The organism is Streptacidiphilus sp. BW17 (assembly GCF_041262485.1).
In the GTDB taxonomy this organism is placed as follows: Bacteria; Actinomycetota; Actinomycetes; order Streptomycetales; family Streptomycetaceae; genus Streptacidiphilus.
In genome coordinates, this window is sequence record NZ_JBGCCR010000012.1 from 161,667 (window position 1) to 185,755 (window position 24,089).

Here is a 24,089-nt window from a genome sequence, read left to right on the forward strand (position 1 = left end):
GTGCGGGCTGTCAAAGCCGTCAGCCGAGGCGGGCGGGGAACCCGCCCGTGGCGATCGGGCCCCAGCGGTCGGGGGTGATGCGCACGAGCGCTTTGCCCTGCTCGACCATCGCGTCGCGGTACTCCGCCCAGTCCGGGTGCTCGCCGGAGATGTTGCGGAAGTACTCCACGAAGGCATCGAGGGCGGCCGGCCCCTCGGCCGCTTCGAGTACCTCGGCGTGACCGTCCACCTGCACCCACGCGCTGTCCCACTCGTCGGACAGCACCATGACGCTGACCTCGGGGCGGAGCCGGGCGTTGCGAGCCTTGGCGCGCTCGGGGTAGCTGGAGATGACGATCCGGCCGGAGTCGTCGACACCGCCGGTCACGGGGGACGCCTGCGGCGCCCCGTCGGCGCGCCGGGTGATCAGGATCATCCGGTGCCGCGGGCGGATGAACTCCAGCAGGCCGTCACGCTCGACCTTCGTGTTCGCCGCGATGTTTCGTGCCATCAGTTCTTCTCCCCTCGGAGGCCTTCGGCCACCCTATTCGAGCCGTTGGCACTGCGGATGTGTGTCCAGACCAACGTGGCGATGATCAACGCGGTACCGGCGTGGAGCAGCCACCATCCCGGGCCGAACGTGACCGACAACCCCGCCTGGACGGCCGCCGGCAGTGCGTGAACCACCGCGAAGTGATCGGGCCGTAGCTGTAGGTCCGTGATGACCAGACAGATCGGGAGGACCAGGGCGCAGGCGTATCCGAGGATCCGAAGGCCGGGATGCGGCCGGTAGGGCAGGACAGCTGCGCAGACGAGCGCGGCCAGGGCGGGCAGGAGCCACGGCCAGGGCAGCAGCGTCCCGCTCGACGAGAGGGAAGGGAACTGGTCGAGTCCGAGCGCGCTGTGGAGCGCCAGGTTGCTCCGGTCGGCCATGCCCTGGGGGAGGCCCAGTGTTGGAGAGAGCCGGAGGCCGACCGCCTTCAGCGGCATGGCGATGCCGCACAGCGCCAGCACGCCGACCGGCCCGAGTACGGATGCCGCGGCCCTGTACCGCGGTTGTGGTCCGGGGGCGGTCTGAGGCGAGGCCGGTGGCTGCCTCGGCGGCGGGTAAGCGGCGTGGATGCCGGGCCCGCCGGCGACCGGCCGGGTGGCGGGTGCCGTCGGCGTGTAGGACAGGCTCCGGGCGAGCAGCGACTCGGCCTGCGGGCCGGTGAGGCGCGCCTTCGGGTCCTTCACCAACAGTCCGTTGATCAGCGAGGCCAGCGGACCGGCCAGGGCCGTCGGCGGAGCGTCCTCGAACAGGACCGCCGCGAGGGTGGCCACGGGGGTGTCACGCCGGAACGGCAGCCGCCCTTCCACGGCCTGGTAGAGCGTGGCCCCCAGCGAGAACAGGTCTCCGGCGGGGCCCGCCGGGGAACCGTGGGCCCGCTCGGGCGCGAGGTAGTCCACGGATCCGATGAACACGCCGGACGCAGTGAGTGCCGTCTGGTCCTGCTGCACCGCGATCCCGAAGTCGGCCAACAGCACCTGGCCGTCGTCGGCCAACAGGATGTTCGCCGGTTTGACGTCACGGTGGACGATCCCGGCCGCGTGAGCCGCGGCGAGCGCGGCAAGAACGGCCTGTGCCACCCGCGCCGCATGGACGGGCGTGAGGGGGCCTTCCTCGGCGATCCGGTCGCCCAGTGAACGACCGACGATCAACTGCATGACGATCCACGGCACGCCGGAGTCCACGGCGACGTCGTGGACTCCGGCAACGTTCGGATGGTCCCGCAACCGGGCCGCGTGGCGGGCCTCCCGCTGGGCGCGCAGCACTCGCTCGGTGTGTTCCTCCGGCGAGGCCGTGGGGGGAAGTTGGACCTCCTTCACGGCCACGTCCACACCGAGCACCTCATCGTGGGCCTGCCACACGCTGCCGAACCCGCCAGTGCCGAGCCGCTTCTGGAGCCGGTACCGCCCACCGACCAGTTGCCCCGGTCGGCCGGCGCCGGCGTCCCCGACGACACCGACGTCGTTGCCTTCCTGCGACACCTTCTGCCCCCGTCCCCGTCCCAAGTACAGTCCGCCACCGCAGTGTTCCAGATCCCGACACGCGGCAGAGCAGCATCCGGGTCGGGGACCGTCTCCAGCGCGGCAGGCACCTCGTCGGCCGTCACCGGTCCCTGCGACACCCGGCGGCGCTGTGCGCCCTGCGGGCCGCCCCTGGCCTGTGAACGACCCTGAAATGGCGTCTGTTGGTGGCGGGTCATCAGCTTGGCACGTTCCGGGCCGTGCTCGTAGGCAAGGGGTGCGAGGTCGGGGTGGTCGCTGCCACGGCCATGGCACGACGTCGCGCGAGGCGGCCCGAGCAGCGGTAGCCGATGACCATGACGGCGATCACCACCGCCGTCTCGGCGCTGCCGTAGGCCCAGGTGGACGCGCTTGCCTGCTTGGCAGGCAGCTTCGGCGGCGGGGCGTCGGCGAGGGTCGTCTGCCGCGCCTTGCCTACCTGTTGTGCCTGCTGTGCTTGCTGCGCCTGGTAGGCCTGGCTGCGGGCCGAGCCGTGCAGAAACGGTGCGACGAACAGCACCAGCAGTACCAGTGCGACCTCCGCCGCCACGACGATGGGGAAGCGGCGCAGGGCGACACCGGCGGCGCGTCCGGCGTCGCCCTCGGTGCGCAGTGCCTGGACCCGGGGGTGGAGCCAGAACTGGTTGAAGGCGCCCAGCACGAGCACCGAGCCGAATATCAGGATCTTCACGCCGAGCACGCGCCCGTACATGGTGCTGAGCAGTTGCCCCGGGCCGTCGACGTGCTCCCAGTAGAGGAACAGTCCGGACAGGGTGATCGCCGCGACGCAGACGGTGGCCGCCAGGGAGAAGCGCCGGATGGTCGGCGCCCAGAAGGTGCCGCGGTCGGCCGGTGCCACCGCGCCGGGCAGGGCGAGAAGCAGTAGGCCGACCAGTCCGCCCAACCACACCGCGGCGCCGAAGAGGTGCGCCAGCCAGACGACCGTCTCGAAGACGGTGCGCCCCAGACCGTTGCGGACCTGCGTCGGGAACCTGGCACTGCCCAGGGCTGTCAGACCGGCCGTCAGCCCCGACCACAGCAGTGCGCCGTGGAAGCGTCCGGCCGGGGCGCGGCGTAGCGCCACTGGGATGAGCAGCAGGGCCCCGAGCATCGGCAGACCCACCTGCAGGCCGGAGAGGAACCCGCCACCGCTGCCGTCGAAGAGCCCGGCCCAGGCGGCGGGGTAGTCGTAGCCTCCGCCCGGTCCGCCGGCGGCGTCGTGCGCCAGGCCGACCAGGGCGGCCGGGCCCGCGAGCGCTCCGGCGGCGACGGCGGCTGCGGTCAGCCGGGTGCGGACCCGGGCCTGGGTATCGGCTCCGACCCGCCCGGAGGGGGCCGCCACCAGCAGGGCGAGCACGATCAGCCCGACGAAGGCCATCACCGTGCTCCAACTCGCCCATGCCAGTGCGCTGTCCAGGAACGGCCCCAGCGGGGTGGACGGCGACGGCGCCGCAGTCGGAAGCGACTGCGGCAGCGGGTCGGAAAAGGGCATGGCGAACCATCCTTAGCGGGTGAGGGCGGGCAGCGCAAAGGCTGGCTTAGGTAAGGCTTACCTAACCTCAAGGGGCGAGTGATTCGCAAACCGGCTTCATGCCGGGTGGTCGGGGGTCGGCTGACGGACCGTCCGGCCGCCGGACCTGTCGCGGTGCTGATGAAGCGCTTGAGACAACCAGTCAGAACTCGGAGACCGCCGCCACCTGCCCGGCTCCGCTGACACTCGTTCATGACCGCGACGGCGTCCCGCTGACGCGGTGACCCGGCGCACGTTGACGCGGCGAGCCCGGGCGCGGTGCGATGCCTGAATCATCCTCAGGAGGAGGTACGCATGACCAGTGCCGGCCGTGAATACGTGTCCGTCCGGACGGAGATCGCCGCCGCGCCGGACGCCGTCTGGGCCGCGGTCGCCGATGTGACGCGCATGGGCGAGTGGAGCCCCGAGTGCACCGGTGCGGCCTGGCGGGGCAGTCCGGGCGGACCGGTGCTCGGTGCGCGGTTTCAGGGGCGCAACCGCAAGGGCGGGATCCGCTGGAGCACCGTCTGCCGCGTCGTCGAAGCCGAGCCGGGGCGCAGCTTCGCCTGGGACGTCAGCTTCGGGCCGATACCGGTCGCCCGCTGGGGATTCCGCCTCACACCGGGCGGCGCGGACGGCGGCGTGACGGTGGTGGAGCAGTTCTGGCAGGACCGCCGCGACCGGGTCAGCGCCTGGACGACGGAGACCGTGCTGCGCACCGGCGGCCGCGCGGAATGGAACCGCAGGAACATGACGGTGACGCTCGCCGCGCTGAAGCGCTCGCTGGAGGCCGACTCGACGGCAGACGAACAGCATCCCTGAACGTCAGGACCGCTGAAGGTCGGCCTGGGTCCCGACCTCCTCCAGCGGCCCACCCTCCGTCCGCGGAGCTGCCATGGAGGCGGCGAGTATCGCCTGGACCGCTCCGCGGACCTGGTCTGCGACCACCTCGGGGGTGGCGGAGTCGAGCTTTCCGTCCAGGTGCAGGAACGCCAGGCCGTGGACCAGGGCCCACACCGCGGTCGACAGCGCCTCCGGATCGCTGCCAGGGAAGACGCCGTGGACGATGTCGCGGACGTACTGCGAGATGGCGGCTGTCGCAGCGACCCGCTCCTCGTTGCTCGGATCGCAGGGCTCCGCGAACATCACCCGGAACAGTGCCGGGCGCTCGAGCCCGAAGCGCACGTACGCGACCGCGACCGTGGCCAGCTCGTCGGGAGTCGCGGGTGAGGGGTGCGCGGCAGCCAGGGCGTCGGCCAGCTCGCGGTAGCCCTCCGCGGCGACTGCCGACACCAGTGCGTCGCGGTCCGCGTAGTGGCGGTAGGGGGCCGTCGCCGACACCCCGGCCCGGCGCGCGACGGCCCGCAGGGACAGACCGGCGCTGCCGTCCTCCTCCAGCAACTCCCGTGCCGCGCGCAGGCACGCGGCCCGCAGATCGCCGTGGTGATAGGAGCTGGTCGGCTGTGGCACGGGTCACCCTCTCTGATGTTTACGCCGCATACATTCCTGGCCTAATGTGAGCGTTGTACACATCGTAGTCGAGGAAATCGATGGACAGGAGATTCCCGATGGCCAGCACGCTGTTCTCGCCACTGAAGCTGCGCTCCGGGGCGGTGCTGCCCAACCGGATCGCCAAGGCGGCCATGGAGGAGAACCTGGCCGGCGCGGGTCAGCTGCCCGACCGCCTGCTGATCGACCTCTACCGGCGCTGGGCCGCCGGCGGCACCGGCCTGCTGATCACCGGCAACGTCATGGTCCACGCCGAGGCGCTGACCGGTCCGGGCGGCGTGGTGCTCGACGAGGCCGCGCCGCTTGCGCCGTTCGTCGAGTGGGCCAAGGCCGGCAAGCCCGCCGGTGGGTCGATCTGGATGCAGATCAACCACCCCGGCCGCCAGGTCTCGTCCGACATGCCCGGCGTCGTGTGGGGACCGTCCGCCGTCGGTGTCGATCTGGGGAAGCTCAGCAGCCGCTTCGGCAAGCCGGTCGCCATGACCGCGGAGCAGATCGAAGCCACCGTGAACCGGTTCGCGGTCACCGCCCGCCGCGCCGAGGAGGCGGGCTTCGACGGCGTGGAGATCCACTCCGCACACGGCTACCTGCTGTCGCAGTTCCTCTCGCCCCTGGTCAACAAGCGCACCGACCGGTGGGGCGGGTCGCTGGAGAACCGGGCCCGGATGCTGCTGGACGTCGTCCGCGCCGTCCGCGGCGTCGTCTCGCCCTCCTTCGCGGTCGCCGTGAAGCTCAACTCCGCCGACTTCCAGCGCGGTGGCTTCGACGCCGACGACGCGCGTCAGGTGATCGAGTGGCTGGCGCCGCTCGGCGTCGACCTGGTCGAGCTGTCCGGCGGCAGCTACGAGAGCCCGGCGATGACCGGCCGCCCCGCCGACGCCCGCACCGCGGCCCGGGAGGCCTACTTCCTGGAGTTGGCCAAGGAGTTGCTCACCACCAGCCCCCTCCCGCTGATGCTCACCGGCGGCATCACCCGCCGCGACACCGCCGAGGCGGTCCTGGACAGCGGCGTGCACGTCATCGGCATGGGCACCGCCCTCTCCGTCACCCCCGACCTGCCCAACCGCTGGGTCGAGGGCCGCGAGGCCGACCGGCAGATCCGGCCGGTGACCTGGTCCGACAAGGCCCTCGCCTCGGCCGCCAGCATGGCCATGGTCCGCCACCAGCTCCGTCGCATCGCCCGCGGCAGCGCCCCGAAGCCGGGCACCCGCCCGGCCGTCGCGCTGCTGGCCGAGCAGCGTCACCAGCGCAAGGCACTGCGCGGCTACCGCGCCTGGCTGCCCACGTCGCAGGCCACCCGGTGACGGTCCGGGTGCGATGACCACCCCACAGACCGGCGTTCTGGTTCTCCGTCATGGCGGCAGAGGGTGCGAACCAGAGTGCCTCTCCAGGCTCAGCCGGATTCCTTGGCTGCGGGCCGGTCGACGGTCTGGAGGTGCTCCAGGCGGCTGCCCTCGATATCCGGGTCGGGTACATAGCGAGTGAACCAGCGTGGGTGGTACCAGATCCGGGCGCCGACGATCGCCATCACCGCCGGGACCACGGTCAGGCGGACCACGAAGGCGTCGAGGAGGACGCCGATGGCGAAGCTGAAGCCGATGGCCTTGATGGTCGGGTCGTTGGTGAACATGAAGGCCACGAAGATCGAGAACATGATCAGGGCGGCCGCGGTGACCACCCGCGCGGCCCGCGACGTACCGCGTTCGACGGCGCCGCGCGCGTCGTCGGTGGCGATGAAGTCCTCCTTGATCCGGGACACGACGAAGACCTCGTAGTCGCTGGAGAGGCCGAAGATGATGGCCAGCATGATCAGCGGCAGGAAGCTGATGGTCTCCGTCGGCGTGATGCCGAAGATGTGCCGTCCCCAGCCCCACTGGAACATCGCCACCTGCGCGCCGAACGCCGCCGCGACCGACAGCAGGAAGCCGATGATCGACTTGATCGGCACCAGGATCGTCCGGAAGGCCAGGGTCAGCAGCACGAACGCCAGCCCGATGACCACGGCGAGGAAGACGGGAAGGGCGTCGGCGAGTTTCTGGGAGACGTCGATGTTGGACGCGGTCGTCCCGCCGACCAGAATCGGTGCGCCGACGACCGCCTCGATCGCGGCGCGGTGGTCGCGCAGGCCGTGCACCAGATCCGCCGTCGCGGTGTCGTTGGGGCCGGTCTTGGGGATCACCCGGACGATCGCCACCTGCGGGGTCACCGCCAGCGGCGCCGCTGCGGCGACGTTCTGCTGGGTCGCGAGTTCCGCCGCCAGCCGCTGGGCGTTCGCCGGCGGCACGCCGTGCTCGGTCACCACCAGCAGCGGACCGTTGTAACCGGGGCCGAAGTGATCGCTGATCAGGTCGTAGGCGCGGCGTGAGGTGTCGGAGGTCGGTTTCGAGGCCCCGCTCGGCAGCCCGAGCTGGATGTCCAGCGCCGGGACGGCCAGGAGCAGCAGAAAGCCGACGCCGGCCACCGCGACCAGCGGCCGGTACCGCACGACGAACCGGGACCACCGGGCCCCGAACGCGCGAGGCGACTCCTCCGCCGAGGTCTTGGCCACCCGCTCGTGGTGCCCGGGGCGCAGCCGGCCGCTGACGAACGAGGTGATCCTCGTGCCGGCGAACCCGAGCAGGGCGGGCAGCAGCGTCAGTGCGATCAGCAGTGCGACGGCCACCGCGGCGGCGGCGGCGAGCCCCATGACCGTCAGGAACGGGATGCCGACCACGGACATGCCGCACAGCGCGATGATCACCGTCAGCGCGGCGAAGACGACCGACCCGCCTGCGGTGCCCACGGCCAGGCCGACGGACTGCTCCGTATCCATGCCCTGGAGCACCTGGTTGCGGTGCCGGAACAGGATGAACAGGCCGTAGTCGACGCCGCAGGACAGCCCGAGCATGATCGCGACCGTGGTCGATGCGGAGGCGATGTTGATGACCGAGGCCAGTGCGGTGATACCCATCAGCGAGACGACGACCCCGAGGACCGCGGTCAGGATCGGCATTCCGGCGGCGACGAGTGCGCCGAAGGTGACCAGCAGGATGAAGAAGGCGATGATCAGGCCGATGAGCTCGGGAAGTTCCGAGGGCACCAGTCGCCAGCCCGGATAGACGCTGCCGGAGTACTCCACCTGCACGCCCGCCTGCTGTGCGGGGGCCACCGCGGCTTTGAGGTCGTTCAGGGACGCGTCCTTCACGTCGCCGGGCTGCCCGTTCCACTGCACGCTGACCAGCGCGGCCTTCTGATCGGGCGACACCCCGTGAGCCGCGTAGGGGTCGGAGACCGTCGCCACCTGCGGCACGCCCCTGATCCTGGCCAGGGACGCCTCCACACCGGCCCGTGGGCCCGGGTTGGTGACCGCCTGCCCGGCGGGCGCGGCGAACACCACCTGCGTCTGACCCCCGGCCAGCGCCGGCAGCGTGTGCTTGAGCAGGTCCGTCGTCCGCTGCGACTCCGTGCCCGGAATGGTGAACGTGTCGTTGGTCTTGCCGCCGCTCGCTGTCGCCAGCACGATCGCGACCACGGCCACGACCAGCCAGAAGCAGAGCACGATCCGCCGGCGCCGAAACGCCCAGCGGGCGAGCTGGAACAGGTACGTGGACACGCTGGCGCCTCCGCAGGATGCCGGTCGGCACGCCGGACATCTGCTCCGGGACGGCCGCGCTGTCCACGCAATTCTGTGCAGGCCGGTGGGCTCGCGCGATTCGGGCGCGTCCAGCCGGGGCTCCCGGCCCGCCCTGGTCGGCGCCCCCGCAGGTGGGGATCCGCTCCAGAACATCCCGAACGGCTCAGCGGGGAGTGCGAGTCGCGTGGGGATGGCGTTTGTTGGGTGAGTGCCCGTCATGAGCAGGGGCTGTCGCGCGTTGTCCCAGAGGGGAATCGGCCTGTGTCCTGGCCCCAGATATGTCCGCGTCCCGGAGTATGGCTCTGCGGGCTGCTCCCGCTGATTGCGATCTCACTGGTGACGCCCCAACCGGCTGCGGCCGCTGAGGTGATTCCGGCTGCGGCTTCTCCGGTGATTCCTCCGCAGACGCCTCTGGTCTTCAGCGATCTGTTCCGGAAGGCGGACTGGGGCAGGCCCGGTGCCGTGTGGTGCCCCTACACGTCGGCCTATCCCGACGGGCGGACCAACCCGGGCAACTTGAAGCTGGACAACATCACGACCGGGGCGATGTCCGTCGTCAAAGGCGGGGGTGTGCTCTTCCGTGCCCGCCCGCTCACGCACTCTCCGGTCGGTCAGTGGGCCACGGGTCTGCTCACGACCGAGCCCTGGGACGGCGGCCCCTGCGGAGGCGACGGGTTCATGGTGCGCCCCGACGACTACGTGGTGGTCCATCTACGCTTGCCGAACCGCACCGAGGGCGGGGGTCACGCGGCCTGGCCCGGAGTGTGGACGTGGAACGACGGTGACAACGAGGTCGACATCCTGGAGTGGCACAGCGAGTTGCCCGGTTTCGCGGAGTTCGTCAACCATGTGGACGGTGACAACGGCGCGCTGGTCCGGAACAGTCTCCTCGGCTTCGGAAAGTGGATATACGTCGGTGCCCGGCTCGGCACCGACTCCGTCACCTGGTATCTCGGCGACTCAGTGCGGGACCTGAAAGCCGTCTTCAACGACCACAAGGGCGTGCCGGCCGACTGGAAGGCATATCTGATCGTCAACCTCAGCATCTCCGGGCAGCCGGGTCGGGAGCCGACGACCTTGACGCCCATCACCACCGAGATCTCCAGCGTGCAGGTCTACCGTCCACTCGTGAAACCACTGTGACTCCCCGTCCGAAGGAGAAGAGCATGCACCGCGGCCTTGCTGCCCTCGCCTCCGCGCTGACAGTCGCGTCCCCGTCCGCCCTCGGCATCGCCGCTCCGGCGCACGCTGCAGGGACGCAGCTCCTCTCCTGCACCATCAGCGCCGAGGAGAGCTTCAGCCCCGGAGTCCAGATGGTGTCCGCTCCACAGAGCGTCGGCGGGGTTCTGCACGGACTGGGGCAGACCGCGGGGCCCGCCTGCGCTCCTGCTGCCGACGGCATCACCAGCTTGGACGCCACCTTCACAGGAATGGGCCAGGCCAGCTGCTTCACCGACCCGGCACTGCGTGCTGTCAAGCTGAACGGCACCATGGCGATCACCTGGAAGAAGGCCAACGGAGCAGCCGTCGGATCTTCCCGGGTCAATTGGAGTGCGAGTCAGGTGGACCTTGGGAGCACCGTGCTCGCCGGAACTGTCTCTTCCGGGGTGTTCAAGGGGGCAACCATGTCGGTGACCGGCCTTTCGGCAGACGCGGTGATCAGCGTCACGGGTGGGTGCAGCGCGAGTTCGCCCCTCACGAGTGTCCGCACCACCGACACGTACCTCCGGCTCACGCAGGTGTGACAGCCCAGGCCCGGTGTCCGGCCCTGCGGCGCTTACTTCTCGTAGGTGTTCTTCCAGCGGGCGCGGTGCTGCCTGTCGCCTTGCCCGGCCCCGTTGACCTGGGGGAAGGATGTCAGGGGTGTGCCGCTGTTCCACAGGCCGAGCAGGTCGCGGTGCAGTGCCCAGATTCCGTGCTGGCGGCACAGGTCCTGGGCAGGGCGGGTGAAGCGTGTGGTGGTGACGAAGATCCCGACCTGGGCCCGGTGGTGCTGCAGTGCGCCCATGAGGTCACGGATCTCCCGGGCGGGGATCGCGTTACGGGGCGCGTAGCGCTTGCACTGCACGACCATGGTGCGCCCGTCGGGGAGGAGCCCGCGGACGTCGGCCCCGTTGTCGCCGGCACCTCCGACGCGGACGACCTCGGTACAGCCGTCGCGGCGGCACAGGGCGGCCACGAGGTCCTCGAACTGGGTGCCCGTCATCTGGTCGACCTCGGCGAGGGTGCGGTGCCCGGCCGCGATCGCGTCCTGCTCGCGCCACAGCCGGTCCTGGCGGCGTGCGGCCCGGTCGCGGCGCCACAGCGCCTGACCGGCCGCACCGACCGCCGCGGCGCCGACCAGGACAGTGACGTACGGCCACACCGTGCCCCAGTGGGCGGCCAGGAGTATCCCGCTGACGAGTGCGCCGAGCGCCGCGAGTGCCTTGAGCCTGGTGGTGCGCCGCCGGGCGGCAGCGGTCCCTCTCCTGCGCGCCATGCCGACCCCCTGTGAAGTGACCTGCCGTCATCCCTCCCCAGGGCGGCGCGACAGCGAACACTCTTGTGCGGACGCGGCGCGCCGGCCGCTGCTGCTGCCCCGCGCGGTGTGACCCGCCGGCCGTCCGACGGCGATCGTCAGCGCAGTCCGGCGAAGAGGTCGTTCTCGGGGAGGGGCGCGCTTGTGGTGTCCTGGACGCGGACGAAGGTCTCCACACCCATCAGCCCGGTGAACTTCTCCTTGCCCATCTTCAGGAAGAAGATGTTCTCGCCTTGGCTGGCGTGCGCGGCGAGGGCGTCGAACTTCTGGCCGCCGAACTCGGTGGTGTCGACCCAGGTGGTGATCTCCTCGTCCGGGAGTCCGATCTCGGGCATCGTGGCGGCCTCGTCCGGTTCCGGCTCCCAGTCCGCGCCGAACTCGCGCATGACCTCCCCGAATTTCTGCATCATCGAGCGGGGCGCCGTCGTCCAGTAGACCTTGGGCGTCATTTCGGTCATGGCCAGCGCGGCCGTGGTGATGCGGTTGGCCTGGATGTGGTCGGGGTGGCCGTAGAAGCCGTTCTCGTCGTAGGTGACGACCACGTCGGGCTGGTAGAGGCGCAGGAGTTCGGCGAGACGGGCCGCACCCTCCTCCACGGGGGTCTGCCAGAAGGACCCGGGGGCGTCGTTGGCCGGCCAGCCCATCATCCCGGAGTCGGCGTAACCGAGTGTCTCCAGATGATGGACGTTCAGGACTTCGCAGCTGGCTTTGAGTTCCTGGAGCCGCATCGCGGCCACGGCCTGCGGCTCGTGTCCGGGTTCGCCCGGCTTGACGCCCCCGGGCCCGTCGCCGCAGGCTCCGTCCGTACAGGTGACGAGGACCGTCCGGATGCCCTCGTGCGCGTAGCGGGCGAGGATGCCTCCGGTCCCGGTGGCTTCGTCGTCGGGGTGGGCGTGCACGGCCATCAGGGTCAGGGGCCGGTCGTTCATCAGAGAGTCCTCCGGTGCAAGCTCGTTCTGGGTCTCAGGCCTCGCCGGCAGGCGGTCGCCCGTGGTGCCGCGGCGACCGGCGTTCGGGCAGGCCCGAGGGCTCAGTATCCAGTCGCGCGGGTGACCCGTCGACCTGCGCTCCCCACCCGCGCCGTGCCGGTTGCTCGGGCAGTGCAACAACGGCGGCCGGACCGGCTGTTCCCGCCGCGTCGACGCCGTCGCCCGGAATCTCGTCCACGCAGAACGCTCGGCTGGGCAACCCCAGCCGAGCGCCTGTACATCCTGCTCGCGGCCTGGACAACCGACCACGTGTCGCGACCATCCTTCGAATCCGCCGACTCGGGGCCGGGGGCCTTCGACGTCACCGTCAGTTGTGGCTGGCCTTGCTCAGGCCGGCCTGGACGTCGTCGAAGTTCATCACCGGGATGAGTTCCACCTTGGCGTCGAGTTCAGCGAACAGCGGTTCCGCGACCGAGGGGATGTCGGACGGCTCCTTGAGGTCGAAGACGATGAAGGCCGTACGGCGGCCGTCCTTGGCCCCGAAGTACGTGGCCTCCGGCTGAAGCGACCCGATCGCCCTCTTCATGATGTCCGGCAGCCGGTTGTCCTTGATCGCCTTGTTGGCCTTCTCCGTGTCCATCTCGGCGGTGAGCAGAACTCGCATGGCGTACCCACTCTCAGTCTGTGTGGCGGCACCTGCGTGCCATCGATGCAAGCCTGTTCGGGACATGTCTCGGACGCCTCCCGGGAGGTCCATTGGTGCGCGGGACCAACCGGGACGGGCCTGCGAACTGCGGCGGCACGGATCCTGCTCACGGAGATCGCCGACGAACCGGAGCCGGTCGACGAGCAGGCCCAGGCATGCGCTGGTGATCGACACGCGCCCCGAACTGTCCGGTCGTAGCGTGGCCGCAGGGCCACCGTTGCCACGGCTGCGCCAATCACGTCCGCCCAGGAGGCATCGTGCCGACCATCGTTGTCCACCACAGTGTCGATGACACCAAGCACTGGCTCACCTCGACCAAGCGCGAGGAATTCTTCCGGCCGCTCGGAGTCACGAACATCCGGACGTTCACCAACCCGCAGGATCCGACCAAGGTCGCGCTGACGATGGAGGTGGCCGACCTTGACGCTCTCCTGGCCGCACTACAGGGCCCGGAGGCCGCTGCCGCGATGAAGCACGACGGTGTGCATCCCGACTCGCTGGTGATGTACGTCGAAGCCTAGCGGCGGTGCTCAACAGGCCCGTCCGAACTGCCCGGTCGTACCGCGCTAGGCTGCTGGGATGACTGAGGAGCGAGGGCCGGTGCAGCCGTCCGGAGTGTGGGCCACGGCGGTCGGGGTGGCTCGGGTGCGAGCCCTGGAGACCGCGCGGGAGAACCCGTTGTTCCGTGACCCGCTCGCACTGGCCTTCGCCACCGCCGGCGGGCGCGGGCCGGACTCGGCCCCGCCGCCGCGCGGGGACGAAGCCTCCCGGCGGCGCTGGATGGGCGTGGCGTTCTCCATCGTCGTCAGGACGAAGTTCCTCGACGACCTGCTGGAGCAGGCCGCCGCGGCCGGTGTCCGGCAGGTCGTGCTGCTCGGCGCGGGCATGGACAGCCGGGCCTTCCGGATGGACTGGCCCGAGGGCACCCGGTTGTTCGAGGTCGACACCGCCGAGCCGCTGGACTTCAAGGCCTCGGTGCTGCGCCAGGAGCGGGCTGTCCCGCGCTGCACCCGGATCACCGTCCCGGTGGATCTGCGCGAGGACTGGCCCGGCGCGTTGGCCGCCGCCGGGCACGATCCCGCGCTGCCGACGGTGTGGATCGCTGAGGGGCTGCTGATCTACCTCCCCGAGGACGCGGTGGAACTGCTGCTGACCCGGATCGGCGCCGCCTCCGCACCCGGCAGCCGGATGGGGCTCACCCTGGGCTCGCGCGGGGTGATCGACCGGTTCGGGGCGGACGCCGGACCGGGATCGGCCGCGTCCATGTGGGTCTCGGAGATGCCTGAGGACCCGGTCGGCTGGCTGGCCGGGCACGGATGGGACGCCGAGGTCTACACCCTGCGCGAGCGGGGCGCCGCCTACGGGCGCCCTATCAGCACCCCGCCCCAGAGCAAGGAAGGCCCCGGCAGCCTGGTCTCGGCCGTACGCCCACCGAACGGCTAGCTACTGACGTTGATTGAGTGATGTGGGAGTGATGTCGGTGCCTCGCCGGCACGGGCCCGGCCTTCGGGATCGATGATTCCGGGGGCCTGTCTCCGCCGCGGCGAGCGAGTGCGGGACGAACGAACCGTCGCGCTCATCCGCCCCGCACACTCGCCACCGGAGGGGCTCGGCGGTCAGCTGCCGACGAGCATCTGCCAGGTCTCCGGTCCCACCTGGCCGTCCACGCCGAGGCCGTGCGCGGACTGGAAGGCCCGGGCGGCGGTGTCGGTGCCGGAGCCGAAGCTGCCGTCGACCGCGAGGCCGTAGCCGAACTTGTTCAGCTCGACCTGGGCGGCGCGGACGTCGTCGCCGCTGGAGCCCTGCTGGACCTGGACGATCAGCGCCGACCAGGTCTGCGGGCCGATCTGGCCGTCCACGCCGAGGCCGTGTGCGGACTGGAAGCTCTCGGTCGCGGAGAGGGTGGCCGGCCCGAACTGGCTGTCGGCGGTGATCGAGGCACCGTGGTAGCGCAGCAGGTACTGCGCCGCCAGCACGTTGTTCCCGGTGTCGCCGTCGATGACATTCGGCCAGGGCGGCGCGACGGTGCCACCGCCGGAGGCGCCGTTCCCGGTACCCACGAGCATCTGCCAGGTCTGCGGTCCCACCTGGCCGTCCACGCCCAGGCCGTGCGCGGACTGGAAGGCCCGGGCGGCGGTGTCGGTGCCGGAGCCGAAGCTGCCGTCGACCGTGAGGCCGTAGCCGAACCGGTTCAGCTCGACCTGGGCGGCGCGGACGTCGTCGCCGCTGGCGCCTTCCTGGACCTGGACGATCAGCGCCGACCAGGTCTGCGGGCCGATCTGGCCGTCCACGCCGAGGCCGTGCGCGGACTGGAAGCTCTCGGTCGCGGAGAGGGTGGCCGGCCCGAACTGGCCGTCGGCGGTGATCGAGGCACCGTGGTAGCGCAGCAGGTACTGCGCCGCCTGCACGCTGGGCCCCGTCATGCCGTCGGTGATGTTCGGCCAGGACGGCAGGATGACACCGCCACCCCCGCCGCCGCCCTTGCCGCCCCACTGCCCGATGTCGGCGGCCATCGCCTGGTCGAGGTCCGCGTCATGCCCGGCGACCGTGATGTCGTTCTGGACCTGCCGCAACTGCGCGCGGCTGTCCCAGTTCCCGCCGGACCACGCGTAGGTCTGCCAACCCCAGGCGATCTTCCCGTTGTTGAAGAGCTCCTGGATCACGTGGTAGCCGGCGTACGCACCGGTCCGAGACTGGCCGATCACCGAGGCGACGCCGTCGAAGTAGGAGTTGAGCGCGGAGTACATCGAGGGCTGAAGGTCGAAGTCGATGCTGAAGTAGATCGGCCGCGACGACGGCATCCCGTTGGCCAGCGCTTGCCGCTGCGCCTCGGTGGCATGCCCGGCCCCCTGGGAGTAGGGGTCGGAGGGCACGCCGCTCTGCCAGGACTGCAGCCCGTCGGACTCCCAGTTGGAGACGATGCCCAGACCTGCGGCGGTCAGGGCCTGAGCCTCGGACAGGGTGAGGACCTTCGGGTTCGGCAGCCAGCTGAGGTAACGGCACACGAAGCCGTAGCCCGCCGCGGCGACCGAACTGGCGGTCAGCGACGCGTCGGAGTAGTCGATCCCGTAGCCGGTCGCCGAGGACGCCGCGGTAGCCGCGGACGCCGACCGGGCGAATCCGACGCCGGCCACGGTGGCCACCGCGGCGCCGCCGGCGAGGGTCAGCAGCCTGCGTCGAGACAATCGATGGCCGTGGTCAAACAGGTCCATGACACGTTCCAATTCTTGACCTCTGGTTGCGGGAAGCAACGCGGGAGCCGCTGGGCGACGCGGCATTCGAGTCCCTGCCGAACCCAACTGTCCAGCGCTTGGGCGGTGTCAGTCGGAAGCAGCGCTGCAGGTGATCTTTGGGCCCCGGTCCGGCCCGTGTCCACAGCGAGTCGGGATCTGCTGGGATTGCGGGACGGCACCGCCCCTGACCTGCAGGGATCCGCAGCGGCGTGACGGTTGGGCGGGACAGCGTCGGCGCGGGCCGCCGAACAGGGCGGCTGCGTGGGTGCCGACCCAGGTCTCTGCCGCGGGGCGGCTTCCCGCTGTGGAAGCAGCAGGAAGCCGCCCAGAGCCTTCCGGGGTCTTCAAAGTTGAGCGGTGCGCTGGTTCCGCTTGCTGACGCGACGTCACGCTCGGTGTTGGGTCGGGCGGTTGACCCTGGAGGCATGAGGCGACGGGTCTTACTTCTCGGCCGGGCCCGGATTCCCGCTGATGGACTCCTGATAGCGGTCCGCGTAGGTGCTTGAGTCCTTGACCAGGTCGTCGCAGAACGCGGCGACGTCGTTGCCGATGAGCTCCAGGACCCCCTTGCCCGCGGCGACGCCCTCCTCGAAGAAGTCGACGATCCCGGGGAGCAGGGGCCCGTCGGCGAGTTCGGTCGGTCCGACCTTGAACAAGTACCTCTGCATCTCCTTGTAGACGATCTGGTAGTCCGGCGGGAGAGCCTTGACCCGAGCCATGTGCGCCCGCCACTGCTTTTTGCCCTCGATGATGTCGTGGACGCTCACGTCAGCCCTCCAGCCGGCTCAGTTTCCTTGCGACGTTCCTGTTCAACTGCTCACGCCATCGGTCGCGAGAGGTTCGAGCGCCTTCTCCACCGGCCAGCGCCGTGCAGAAGCCACGGATGTCGTCGCCGAGCACCTCGCTGACGCTCAGCCCGTCCGCCGCCGTCTCCTCCAGCAGCGCCAGCGCGGCGTCGAAGATCGGCATAAGGTTGCGGCCGGTGAGGCCCCCATGGGGAAAGAGGTGGCCCTTGATCTGTTCCCACGCCGCCCGGTAGTCGTCGGGCAGGGCCTCGGCCCGGACTTCGAAGGCCTTCCAATCCCTGGTGAGATCGTTGCCTGTGATGGTCTCCCAGAAGTTCATCTCCCGCCCTCCTTGAGCTTGTTGATGCGTGATGAGACGTACTGCCACTTCGCCCAGAACTTCGCGAGTTCCTCGCGTCCGGCGTCGTTGAGCGTGAAGAACTTGCGCGGCGGACCGGCCTCGGAGGGGCGTCTGGTCACCTGGACGAGTCCGTTCCGCTCCAGTCGCAGCAGGATGGTGTACACCGTCCCCTCGACGACATCGGCGAAGCCGAGCTCGTTCAGTTGACGGGTGATGGCGTACCCGTAGGTTTCCTCGTTGTCGATGATTTCGAGCACGCACCCTTCGAGCGTGCCCTTCAGCATCTCCGTCAGGTCGTCCATCGCTAGCCCTCCTCAGCTTCTCTCGGTACTGCGTGCTACCGAGTACCACTACACAGTATCACCGAGTAGTGGGGGATGTCAGCAGGCTGCGCGCCCATCGCGGCGAAACGGGATGCACGACCATGTCAGATGCAATGTCAGACGTGGCGCGACCACTCATTGTGTCGAGTTGGATACTCTTTGTAACTACTAGTGCGACTTGGTATCTGCAGAGGAGGACGTCATGGTCAGCAAGGCCAGCATCGTTTTCGCCCATGGGCTGTGGGCCGACGGGTCGTGCTTCGGGAAGCTCATTCCCGCGCTTCAGTCGGAAGGCCACGAGGTCTACAGCTCGCAGCACGGCCTCGACTCACTCGAAGGCGACGTCGCGTGCGTCACCCGCGCCATCAACCACGTGCCCGGCCCGGTCGTGCTCGTCGGCCACTCCTACGGCGGCACCCTGATCACCAAAGCCGGCACCCACGACCGCGTCGGCGCCTTGGTCTACATCGCCGCGCTCGCCCCCGACGAGGACGAGACCTCACAGGACCAGCAGAACAAGTTCGCCCCCACGCCCGTCTTCCAGCACATCGACGTCGCTGACGGCCGCATCTGGCTCCTTGAGGCGGGCGTTGCCGACTTCTGCGGTGATCTGCCGGCAGCCGAGCAGAAGCTCGTCCTCGCGACAGGCGCCGTGCCGGTCCCGGATCTGTTCACGCAGCAGGTCCCCGGCACGGCCTGGCGCACGAAGCCGAGCTGGTACATCGTCGCGAACAACGACCGCACCGTGAACCCGGACCTGGAGCGGGCCGCAGCCGAGCGCATGGGCGCGAAGACCTACGCAGTCGACAGCAGCCACGTGCCCATGCTCTCGCATCCCGACGTCGTCCTTGACGCGATCCGCGACGCCGCGAAGACCCTGGAGGCTTAGGCAAACGGCAGGACCCCACGACGACGGTCGGGCCGGAGTGTGATGGACGGTATGAGCAGCGAAGGTCCCGAAGCTGCGAACGCCGCGCGGACCGACCCGCTGGTGCAGCTGGATCTCGACCGGCTGCGGAGGCGCACCAGCATGAAGTGGCGCGCTTTCCCGGAGGACGTACTCCCGCTCTGGGTCGCGGAGATGGACGTCCCGCTCGCGCCCGCCGTCGCGGCGGCGCTGCGTGAAGCGATCGACCTCGGTGACACCGGTTACCCCTACGGCACCGCCTACGCCGAGGCGCTGGCGGACTTCGCCCACGAGCGCTGGCACTGGGACGGCCTGCGCGTCGACCACACGGCGATCGTGCCCGACGTGATGATGGGCGTGGTCGAACTGCTGCGGCTGGTCACCGACCCCGGCGATGCCGTGGTGGTCTGCTCACCGGTCTACCCGCCCTTCTACGCGTTCGTCGGTCATGACGCGAGGGAGGTCGTCGAGGCCCCGCTCGGCGCCGACCTGCGCATCGACTTCGGGAGCCTCGAGGAGGCGTTCGTGCGCGCGCGGTGCGACGGCCGTCGGCGCGTGGCGTTCCTGATGTGCAACCCGCACAACCCCACCGGCGTGGTCCACACCCGTGACGAGCTGCGGGTCGTCGCGGAGCTCGCTCGGACGCACCAGGTGAGGGTCGTCTCGGACGAGATCCACGGTCCGCTCGCGCTCGCCGGGGCCACCTTCACCCCGTTTCTCAGCGTCCCCGGCGCGGAAAGCGGTCTTGCGGTCACCTCTGCCTCGAAGGCCTGGAACCTACCGGGCATCAAGGCGGCCCTGGCCATCGCCGGTCCCGAGGCCGCGGCCGATCTGCGACGCATGCCCGAAGAGGTCAGCCACGGACCGAGCCATCTGGGCGTCATCGCCCACACGGCGGCCCTGCGGTCCGGTCGGGAGTGGCTCGACGAGCTCCGGGCCGGACTCGACGCCAACCGGCGTCTCCTGGGCGACCTGGTCGCACGGCACCTGCCCGGGGTGACGTACCGTCAGCCCGAGGGCACCTACCTGGCCTGGTTGGACTGCACCGCGCTCGGCCTGCACGCGGACGGGTCCGACGGCCCCGGCGTGGTCAGCGAACTCGCCGGCCCGGCGCGGATGTTCTACGACCGGGCCCGGGTCGCCCTCAGCTCCGGGCACGTCTTCGGCACCGGCGGCGCGGGCTGTGTGCGCCTCAACTTCGCGACCTCCCCGGCCATCCTGCGCGAGGCGGTGGAACGCATGGGACGTGCGGTCGCCGAGCTGTGACCGCACGGTGTCGCCGTGGTCGCGGTGGTCGCCGACATGCGAGATCGATCCAGGCGTTGAACCGCGCCCGGTCCCGTTGCGGGCAGGGCTTACGGCACCGGCACGGGTCTTGGTGTCGGGTCGGGTGCCTCCAGCGCGGCGCGGAGTGCGGGGATGTCCTGGGCGACGGCGGTCAGCAGGGTCAGGTTCTCGCCGAGCGGGAAGGCGGCGGCCTCGGCCGACGCCCCCACCGTGCCCGCGCGGGTCGTCAGCATCTGACCCAGCGTCCGATGGCCTGCCAGGACCGCCGGGCCGTCCCAGCCGGGCGGGGCGCCGGTACCGATGTCGGTGGACTGGTCGAGGACGAGCCGGCCGCCCTGGCGGACGGTCAGGCGGGAGGTGAGGCGCCCCGGTCGTTCGTCGTGGCGTCCGAGCACCTGCTCCTCGCGGAGCAGCAGCCGGGCGTGCGGATCCAGGTGGACGCGGGTCCACAGCCGCAGCTCGCTGCCCGCGGCGGCGATCACCGGTTCCGGACGCCAGATCAGCTCGGCGTCCCCGGCGACGGTCAGGTCCAGGTCGTAGTGGGCTGGTGCCGGTTCGCGGCCCGGGAGGCTGAGGGTGGCGGCTGCGCTGGTGACCAGTAGTCGGGCGCCGGGTTCGACGACCACCTCGACGCGCAGCCGGTCCCCGCCGAGGGGCGCGGCCATCGCGCCCACCAGGACCACGTGTGCGGCGCCCGCGTCCTGCGGGTGGCGGGAGCGGCGCAAGGCGAGCGGGCCGTCGCCGGTCAGCTCGCGCAGGGCCGTGCCTCCGCGCGCGTCCGCCGTCGCCCGGATCCGGGCGACGGCGCTGACACCGCTCATGCCCGGCGCCAGTCCGCGAGGCGCTCGCATACCCACGCCGCTATCGGCGCCACTCCGTCCGGGCCCACCAGCGAGCAGAAGACGACCGGCAGTTCGCCGCGCTGCGCGGCCGCGTCCCGGGCCATCACCGACAGGTCCGCGCCGACCAGCGGGGCCAGATCGGTCTTGTTGACGACCAGCAGGTCGGAGTTGGTGACGCCGGGGCCGCCCTTGCGGGGGATCTTGTCACCGCCGGAGACGTCGATCACGAAGATCTGGTGGTCCACCAGCCCGCGACTGAACGTCGCCGTCAGGTTGTCGCCGCCGCTCTCGACGAGGACCAGGTCGAGCGGGCCGACCGCGGCTTCCAGCTCCTCCACCGCTTCCAGGTTGGCGCTGATGTCGTCGCGGATCGCGGTGTGCGGGCAGCAGCCGGTCTCCACCGCGGTGATGCGCTCCGGCGGCAGCACGGCATTGCGCAGCAGGAACTCGGCGTCCTCGGTCGTGTAGATGTCGTTGGTGACGACGGCGAGGGAGAGTTCGTCGCGCAGCACGGCGCACAGGGCCGCGACCGTTGCCGTCTTGCCGGAGCCGACCGGCCCACCGAGGCCGATCCGCAGGGCACGCCGGGCCCCGGAGCCGGTTCGGGGCGCGGCCGGGGCCGGGTGGTGGTCGGGTGCGGGAAGGTCGGGGTCCAGGTGCATGACGGCTCCGTTCATGGGGGGACGGTTGGGACGGCCCGCAGCGACGCGGGCCTTCGGGCACCGGGCGCCAAGGGTGATTCATGAGGCGAACAGCCGGACCGGCCAGGCCGCGTGCTGTTCCGCCGAGATCTCCAGCAGCGGCGCGCCGAGGACCGGCAGCAGGTCGACGTCGCCGGGTTCCGCCGCGGTGACCGCCTGGTCCGCGACCTCGCCGACGGCGGGCGCCAGCCGGGCGAGCACAGCCGTGGCCTGGAACGGGTCCAGGCCCAGCAGTCGCACGCACGCCGTGACCGGGCCGGACACCGTCTCGTAGGCCACCGCTGTCGCCGCGTCCGCCGGGCCGAGGCCCGCCACGGAGGCGGTCACGCCGAGCACGACCGGCTGGTGTGCCCCGCCCGGGCACGCCGCGGCCAGCCGCTCCAGCGCCGGGTCGGGCCAGGCCGCCCGTGCCGCGCGGAGCAGTTGGCGGCCGAGGCGGCGCGACGCGGCCCGCAGCGCGGGGGAGGGCGTGCGCGCTTCCGCCGCCTCGTCGAGCGCGAGCGGGTCCGTGCCCGCCGCCGCGCTCGCCGCCAGGGCGGCGTTGGTGAGTCCGACCGTGTGCAGCCGTCCGGCGCAGAACGCCGCAAGGCTCGCGGCGTCACCCACCCGTCCCGCCCGGACCGCCGCCTCGACGCCGCCGGAGTGGGCGTGGCCGCCTGCCGGGAAGCGCCCGTCGGCGAGGACGAGCAGGGCGGGGTGGACCGAGGACTCCCTCATCACGGAGCGCGCCTCAGAAGAGGAAGTACCGCTGGGCCATGGGCAGTTCCGCCACCGGGTGCGGTTCGACCACCTCGCCGTCGATCCGCACCGTGAAGGTGTCCGGCTCCACGGTGACGTGGGGGAGCGCGGCGTTCTCGCGCAGATGCTCCTTCCGCACCTCGCGCGTGTCGCGGATGGGCACGAACGCCTTGGCGACGCCGAGCTCCTCGCCCAGCCGCTGCGGCAGTCCGTCCTCCAGCGCCCACGGCGTCACGAAGTTGAGCGAGTTCGCCGACGGCGACCGCCCGACCCCGCCGAACATCGGGCGCGGCAGCACCGGTTGTGGCGTGGGGATGGAGGCGTTCGCGTCGCCCATCTGCGCCCAGGCGATCTGGCCGCCCTTGACCACCAGGTCCGGCTTGACGCCGAAGAAGGCCGGCGTCCACAGCACCAGATCGGCGAGCTTGCCCGGCTCGACGGAGCCGATCTCGCCGTCCATACCCTGCGCGATCGCCGGGTTGATCGTGTACTTGGCGACGTAGCGACGTGCCCGCAGGTTGTCCGCGCGCCCGTCGCCGGGCAGCGAGCCGCGGCGCCGCTTCATCACGTGCGCGGTCTGCCAGGTGCGCAGGACGACCTCGCCGATCCGGCCCATCGCCTGCGAGTCCGAGCTGATCATCGAGATCGCGCCGAGGTCGTGCAGCACGTCCTCGGCCGCGATGGTGGACGGTCGGATCCGCGACTCGGCGAAGGCGAGGTCCTCCGGGACGTCGGCGCTGAGGTGGTGGCAGACCATCAGCATGTCCAGGTGCTCGGCGACGGTGTTCCGGGTGTGCGGGCGGGTCGGATTCGTGGAGCTGGGCAGGATGTTGGGCTCGGAGACCACCGTGATGATGTCGGGCGCGTGCCCGCCGCCCGCGCCCTCGGCGTGGTAGGCGTGGATGCCGCGACCGGCGATGGCGGCGAGGGTGTCCTGGACGAACCCGGCCTCGTTGAGGGTGTCGGTGTGGAGCGCGAGCTGCGCCCCGCTCTCGTCGCAGACGCGCAGGCAGGCGTCGATGACGGCCGGGGTGGCACCCCAGTCCTCGTGGATCTTGAACCCGGCTGCTCCGCCGCGTAGTTGGGCACGGAGCGCCTCGGTCGAGACCGTGTTGCCCTTTCCCAGCAGCCCGAGGTTCACGGGGTACTGCTCGGCGGCGGCGAACATCCGCGCCAGATGCCAGGAGCCCGGCGTGATCGTCGTCGCCTTCGAACCCTCCGCCGGGGCGGTGCCGCCGCCGAGCAGCGTGGTCACCCCGCTCGCCAGCGCTTCGTCGAACAACTGCGGGCAGATGAAGTGCACATGGGAGTCCACGGCCCCGGCGGTGAGGATCCGTCCGTTGCCGGCGATCACCTCCGTTTCCGGGCCGATCACCAGCTGCGGGTGCACGCCGTCCATCGTCTCCGGGTTCCCGGCCTTGCCGAGTGCGGTGATCCGTCCGTCGCGGATGCCCACGTCCGCCTTGACGACGCCCCAGTGGTCCAGCACCACCGCTCCGGTGATCACGGTGTCGGGGGCGCCCTGGGCGCGGGAGACGCGGCTTTGGCCCATCGACTCCCGGATCACCTTGCCGCCGCCGAAGACCGCCTCGTCCCCGCCGCCGCACAGGTCCTGCTCGACCTCGACCAGCAGGTCGGTGTCGGCCAGCCGGATCCGGTCCCCGGCCGTGGGGCCGTAGAGGTCGGCGTACCGGCGCCGGGTCACGGTCAGCGCGGCGGCCCGCGGGTCACCGGCGCTCGTCCTGCCGGCACCCGTCTCGTCGGCGCTCATCTCGTCGGCGCTCATCCGTCCACCCGCCCCGCTGTCTCGCCGCGCAGCCCCCACACCTCACGGGCACCGCCGAGCGGCACCAGTTCCACGGTCATCGGTATCCCCGGCTCGAACCGCACGGCCGTCCCGGCAGGCACGTTGAGCCGCCGGCCGCGCGCGGCGGCGCGGTCGAAGCGGAGCCCGGGGTTGGCCTCTGCGAAGTGGTAGTGCGAGCCGACCTGGACCGGCCGGTCGCCGGTGTTCACCACCTGCAGCCCCGTCACCGCCCGTCCCCTGTTGAGCGGTACGTCGTCCTCACCCAGCAGCAGTTCGCCCGGAATCACGTCAC

The 24,089-nt window shown here is 71.0% G+C and carries 25 protein-coding genes; 8 read left to right on the plus strand and 17 right to left on the minus strand.

The annotated features are described in order from the left end of the window. Window positions 1-19: 19 nt before the first annotated feature. The 3 genes from ABH940_RS17550 to ABH940_RS17560 all read right to left on the minus strand — a co-directional run bounded on the left by ABH940_RS17550 (window position 20) and on the right by ABH940_RS17560 (window position 3,520). Window positions 20-490 (minus strand): PPOX class F420-dependent oxidoreductase, encoded by a 471-nt coding sequence (locus ABH940_RS17550; protein WP_370070070.1) that lies wholly within the window; start codon window positions 488-490, stop codon window positions 20-22. After that, a complete protein-coding gene (locus ABH940_RS17555; RefSeq protein WP_370070068.1) occupies window positions 490-2,010 on the minus strand; it encodes a serine/threonine-protein kinase in 1,521 nt (506 codons plus the stop codon). Before ABH940_RS17555 ends, ABH940_RS17550 begins: the two co-directional genes overlap by 1 nt. A 217-nt stretch (window positions 2,011-2,227) precedes the next feature. Next, a complete protein-coding gene (locus ABH940_RS17560) occupies window positions 2,228-3,520 on the minus strand; it encodes a CopD family protein (RefSeq protein ID WP_370105652.1) in 1,293 nt (430 codons plus the stop codon). A 333-nt stretch (window positions 3,521-3,853) separates the two neighbouring features. Between ABH940_RS17560 and ABH940_RS17565 the strand changes: the two genes are divergently transcribed. Continuing rightward, on the plus strand, window positions 3,854-4,360 hold the full coding sequence (locus ABH940_RS17565) for an SRPBCC family protein (RefSeq protein WP_370070064.1): 507 nt from the start codon (window positions 3,854-3,856) through the stop codon (window positions 4,358-4,360). A 3-nt stretch (window positions 4,361-4,363) separates the two neighbouring features. On the opposite strand, the gene ABH940_RS17570 is transcribed toward ABH940_RS17565, so the two are convergent. Continuing rightward, window positions 4,364-5,008 (minus strand): TetR/AcrR family transcriptional regulator, encoded by a 645-nt coding sequence (locus ABH940_RS17570; RefSeq protein ID WP_370070062.1) that lies wholly within the window; start codon window positions 5,006-5,008, stop codon window positions 4,364-4,366. A 98-nt stretch (window positions 5,009-5,106) separates the two neighbouring features. Between ABH940_RS17570 and ABH940_RS17575 the strand changes: the two genes are divergently transcribed. Further along, window positions 5,107-6,351 carry an NADH:flavin oxidoreductase/NADH oxidase family protein gene (locus ABH940_RS17575; protein ID WP_370070060.1) on the plus strand — a complete coding sequence of 415 codons (1,245 nt, stop codon included), beginning with the start codon at window positions 5,107-5,109 and terminating at the stop codon, window positions 6,349-6,351. Window positions 6,352-6,440: 89 nt separating this feature from the next. Here ABH940_RS17575 and ABH940_RS17580 read toward each other — a convergent pair whose 3' ends face one another. After that, a complete protein-coding gene (locus tag ABH940_RS17580) occupies window positions 6,441-8,639 on the minus strand; it encodes an MMPL family transporter (RefSeq protein ID WP_370070058.1) in 2,199 nt (732 codons plus the stop codon). A 411-nt stretch (window positions 8,640-9,050) separates the two neighbouring features. Here ABH940_RS17580 and ABH940_RS17585 point away from each other — a divergent pair, with 411 nt between their 5' ends. Together ABH940_RS17585 and ABH940_RS17590 are read left to right on the plus strand one after the other, a co-directional pair. After that, window positions 9,051-9,803, plus strand: a complete 753-nt coding sequence (locus ABH940_RS17585) for a hypothetical protein (RefSeq protein WP_370070056.1) — start codon at window positions 9,051-9,053, stop codon at window positions 9,801-9,803. Between the two features lie 23 nt (window positions 9,804-9,826). Then, entirely contained in the window at window positions 9,827-10,405 is a 579-nt protein-coding gene (locus tag ABH940_RS17590; protein WP_370070054.1) for a hypothetical protein, read from the plus strand. Between the two features lie 32 nt (window positions 10,406-10,437). Here ABH940_RS17590 and ABH940_RS17595 read toward each other — a convergent pair whose 3' ends face one another. The 3 genes from ABH940_RS17595 to ABH940_RS17605 form a co-directional block, all read right to left on the minus strand. Further along, window positions 10,438-11,139 (minus strand): restriction endonuclease, encoded by a 702-nt coding sequence (locus ABH940_RS17595; protein ID WP_370070052.1) that lies wholly within the window; start codon window positions 11,137-11,139, stop codon window positions 10,438-10,440. A 137-nt stretch (window positions 11,140-11,276) separates the two neighbouring features. Continuing rightward, window positions 11,277-12,107, minus strand: coding sequence for a PIG-L family deacetylase (locus ABH940_RS17600; RefSeq protein ID WP_370070050.1), 831 nt, complete (start codon window positions 12,105-12,107; stop codon window positions 11,277-11,279). Between the two features lie 367 nt (window positions 12,108-12,474). Beyond that, window positions 12,475-12,771 (minus strand): hypothetical protein, encoded by a 297-nt coding sequence (locus ABH940_RS17605; protein ID WP_370070048.1) that lies wholly within the window; start codon window positions 12,769-12,771, stop codon window positions 12,475-12,477. Window positions 12,772-13,070: 299 nt separating this feature from the next. Between ABH940_RS17605 and ABH940_RS17610 the strand changes: the two genes are divergently transcribed. Further along, complete coding sequence (locus tag ABH940_RS17610) at window positions 13,071-13,334, plus strand: hypothetical protein (RefSeq protein ID WP_370070046.1); 264 nt, start codon at window positions 13,071-13,073, stop codon at window positions 13,332-13,334. A gap of 58 nt (window positions 13,335-13,392) precedes the next feature. After that, complete coding sequence (locus ABH940_RS17615; RefSeq protein WP_370105653.1) at window positions 13,393-14,256, plus strand: class I SAM-dependent methyltransferase; 864 nt, start codon at window positions 13,393-13,395, stop codon at window positions 14,254-14,256. A gap of 173 nt (window positions 14,257-14,429) precedes the next feature. On the opposite strand, the gene ABH940_RS17620 is transcribed toward ABH940_RS17615, so the two are convergent. The 4 genes from ABH940_RS17620 to ABH940_RS17635 form a co-directional block, all read right to left on the minus strand. Continuing rightward, on the minus strand, window positions 14,430-16,025 hold the full coding sequence (locus ABH940_RS17620; RefSeq protein WP_370070042.1) for a peptidoglycan-binding protein: 1,596 nt from the start codon (window positions 16,023-16,025) through the stop codon (window positions 14,430-14,432). Between the two features lie 461 nt (window positions 16,026-16,486). Continuing rightward, window positions 16,487-16,813 carry a DUF1048 domain-containing protein gene (locus ABH940_RS17625; protein WP_370070040.1) on the minus strand — a complete coding sequence of 109 codons (327 nt, stop codon included), beginning with the start codon at window positions 16,811-16,813 and terminating at the stop codon, window positions 16,487-16,489. A gap of 1 nt (window position 16,814) precedes the next feature. After that, complete coding sequence (locus ABH940_RS17630; protein WP_370105654.1) at window positions 16,815-17,171, minus strand: DUF1048 domain-containing protein; 357 nt, start codon at window positions 17,169-17,171, stop codon at window positions 16,815-16,817. Further along, entirely contained in the window at window positions 17,168-17,494 is a 327-nt protein-coding gene (locus ABH940_RS17635; protein WP_370070036.1) for a PadR family transcriptional regulator, read from the minus strand. Before ABH940_RS17635 ends, ABH940_RS17630 begins: the two co-directional genes overlap by 4 nt. Window positions 17,495-17,717: 223 nt before the next feature. Here ABH940_RS17635 and ABH940_RS17640 point away from each other — a divergent pair, with 223 nt between their 5' ends. Both ABH940_RS17640 and ABH940_RS17645 read left to right on the plus strand, forming a co-directional pair. Then, window positions 17,718-18,404, plus strand: a complete 687-nt coding sequence (locus ABH940_RS17640; protein WP_370070034.1) for an alpha/beta fold hydrolase — start codon at window positions 17,718-17,720, stop codon at window positions 18,402-18,404. A gap of 51 nt (window positions 18,405-18,455) precedes the next feature. Continuing rightward, window positions 18,456-19,688, plus strand: coding sequence for a MalY/PatB family protein (locus ABH940_RS17645; RefSeq protein ID WP_370070032.1), 1,233 nt, complete (start codon window positions 18,456-18,458; stop codon window positions 19,686-19,688). Window positions 19,689-19,777: 89 nt separating this feature from the next. On the opposite strand, the gene ABH940_RS17650 is transcribed toward ABH940_RS17645, so the two are convergent. The 5 genes from ABH940_RS17650 to ABH940_RS17670 form a co-directional block, all read right to left on the minus strand. After that, the gene (locus ABH940_RS17650; protein WP_370105655.1) at window positions 19,778-20,530 is read right to left on the minus strand and encodes an urease accessory protein UreD; all 753 of its coding nucleotides are present in this window, start codon (window positions 20,528-20,530) and stop codon (window positions 19,778-19,780) included. Next, window positions 20,527-21,213, minus strand: coding sequence for an urease accessory protein UreG (gene ureG / locus ABH940_RS17655; protein WP_370070141.1), 687 nt, complete (start codon window positions 21,211-21,213; stop codon window positions 20,527-20,529). Before ureG ends, ABH940_RS17650 begins: the two co-directional genes overlap by 4 nt. 78 nt (window positions 21,214-21,291) lie before the next feature. Beyond that, window positions 21,292-21,969 carry an urease accessory protein UreF gene (locus tag ABH940_RS17660; protein WP_370070028.1) on the minus strand — a complete coding sequence of 226 codons (678 nt, stop codon included), beginning with the start codon at window positions 21,967-21,969 and terminating at the stop codon, window positions 21,292-21,294. 13 nt (window positions 21,970-21,982) lie between these two features. Next, window positions 21,983-23,776 (minus strand): urease subunit alpha, encoded by a 1,794-nt coding sequence (locus ABH940_RS17665; RefSeq protein ID WP_370105656.1) that lies wholly within the window; start codon window positions 23,774-23,776, stop codon window positions 21,983-21,985. Continuing rightward, complete coding sequence (locus ABH940_RS17670) at window positions 23,773-24,084, minus strand: urease subunit beta (RefSeq protein ID WP_370070024.1); 312 nt, start codon at window positions 24,082-24,084, stop codon at window positions 23,773-23,775. Before ABH940_RS17670 ends, ABH940_RS17665 begins: the two co-directional genes overlap by 4 nt. Window positions 24,085-24,089: the final 5 nt, after the last annotated feature.

Coding starts and splice junctions, on each gene's coding strand:
- ABH940_RS17550 (WP_370070070.1), bottom strand. CDS start 490: ATGGCACGAAACATCGCGGCGAACACGAAGGTCGAGCGTGACGGCCTG.
- ABH940_RS17620 (WP_370070042.1), bottom strand. CDS start 16,025: ATGGACCTGTTTGACCACGGCCATCGATTGTCTCGACGCAGGCTGCTG.
- ABH940_RS17645 (WP_370070032.1), top strand. CDS start 18,456: ATGAGCAGCGAAGGTCCCGAAGCTGCGAACGCCGCGCGGACCGACCCG.
- ABH940_RS17590 (WP_370070054.1), top strand. CDS start 9,827: ATGCACCGCGGCCTTGCTGCCCTCGCCTCCGCGCTGACAGTCGCGTCC.
- ABH940_RS17605 (WP_370070048.1), bottom strand. CDS start 12,771: ATGCGAGTTCTGCTCACCGCCGAGATGGACACGGAGAAGGCCAACAAG.
- ABH940_RS17595 (WP_370070052.1), bottom strand. CDS start 11,139: ATGGCGCGCAGGAGAGGGACCGCTGCCGCCCGGCGGCGCACCACCAGG.
- ureG (WP_370070141.1), bottom strand. CDS start 21,213: ATGCACCTGGACCCCGACCTTCCCGCACCCGACCACCACCCGGCCCCG.
- ABH940_RS17630 (WP_370105654.1), bottom strand. CDS start 17,171: ATGAACTTCTGGGAGACCATCACAGGCAACGATCTCACCAGGGATTGG.
- ABH940_RS17650 (WP_370105655.1), bottom strand. CDS start 20,530: ATGAGCGGTGTCAGCGCCGTCGCCCGGATCCGGGCGACGGCGGACGCG.
- ABH940_RS17665 (WP_370105656.1), bottom strand. CDS start 23,776: ATGAGCGCCGACGAGATGAGCGCCGACGAGACGGGTGCCGGCAGGACG.
- ABH940_RS17575 (WP_370070060.1), top strand. CDS start 5,107: ATGGCCAGCACGCTGTTCTCGCCACTGAAGCTGCGCTCCGGGGCGGTG.
- ABH940_RS17600 (WP_370070050.1), bottom strand. CDS start 12,107: ATGAACGACCGGCCCCTGACCCTGATGGCCGTGCACGCCCACCCCGAC.
- ABH940_RS17565 (WP_370070064.1), top strand. CDS start 3,854: ATGACCAGTGCCGGCCGTGAATACGTGTCCGTCCGGACGGAGATCGCC.
- ABH940_RS17660 (WP_370070028.1), bottom strand. CDS start 21,969: ATGAGGGAGTCCTCGGTCCACCCCGCCCTGCTCGTCCTCGCCGACGGG.
- ABH940_RS17560 (WP_370105652.1), bottom strand. CDS start 3,520: ATGCCCTTTTCCGACCCGCTGCCGCAGTCGCTTCCGACTGCGGCGCCG.
- ABH940_RS17635 (WP_370070036.1), bottom strand. CDS start 17,494: ATGGACGACCTGACGGAGATGCTGAAGGGCACGCTCGAAGGGTGCGTG.
- ABH940_RS17640 (WP_370070034.1), top strand. CDS start 17,718: ATGGTCAGCAAGGCCAGCATCGTTTTCGCCCATGGGCTGTGGGCCGAC.
- ABH940_RS17615 (WP_370105653.1), top strand. CDS start 13,393: ATGACTGAGGAGCGAGGGCCGGTGCAGCCGTCCGGAGTGTGGGCCACG.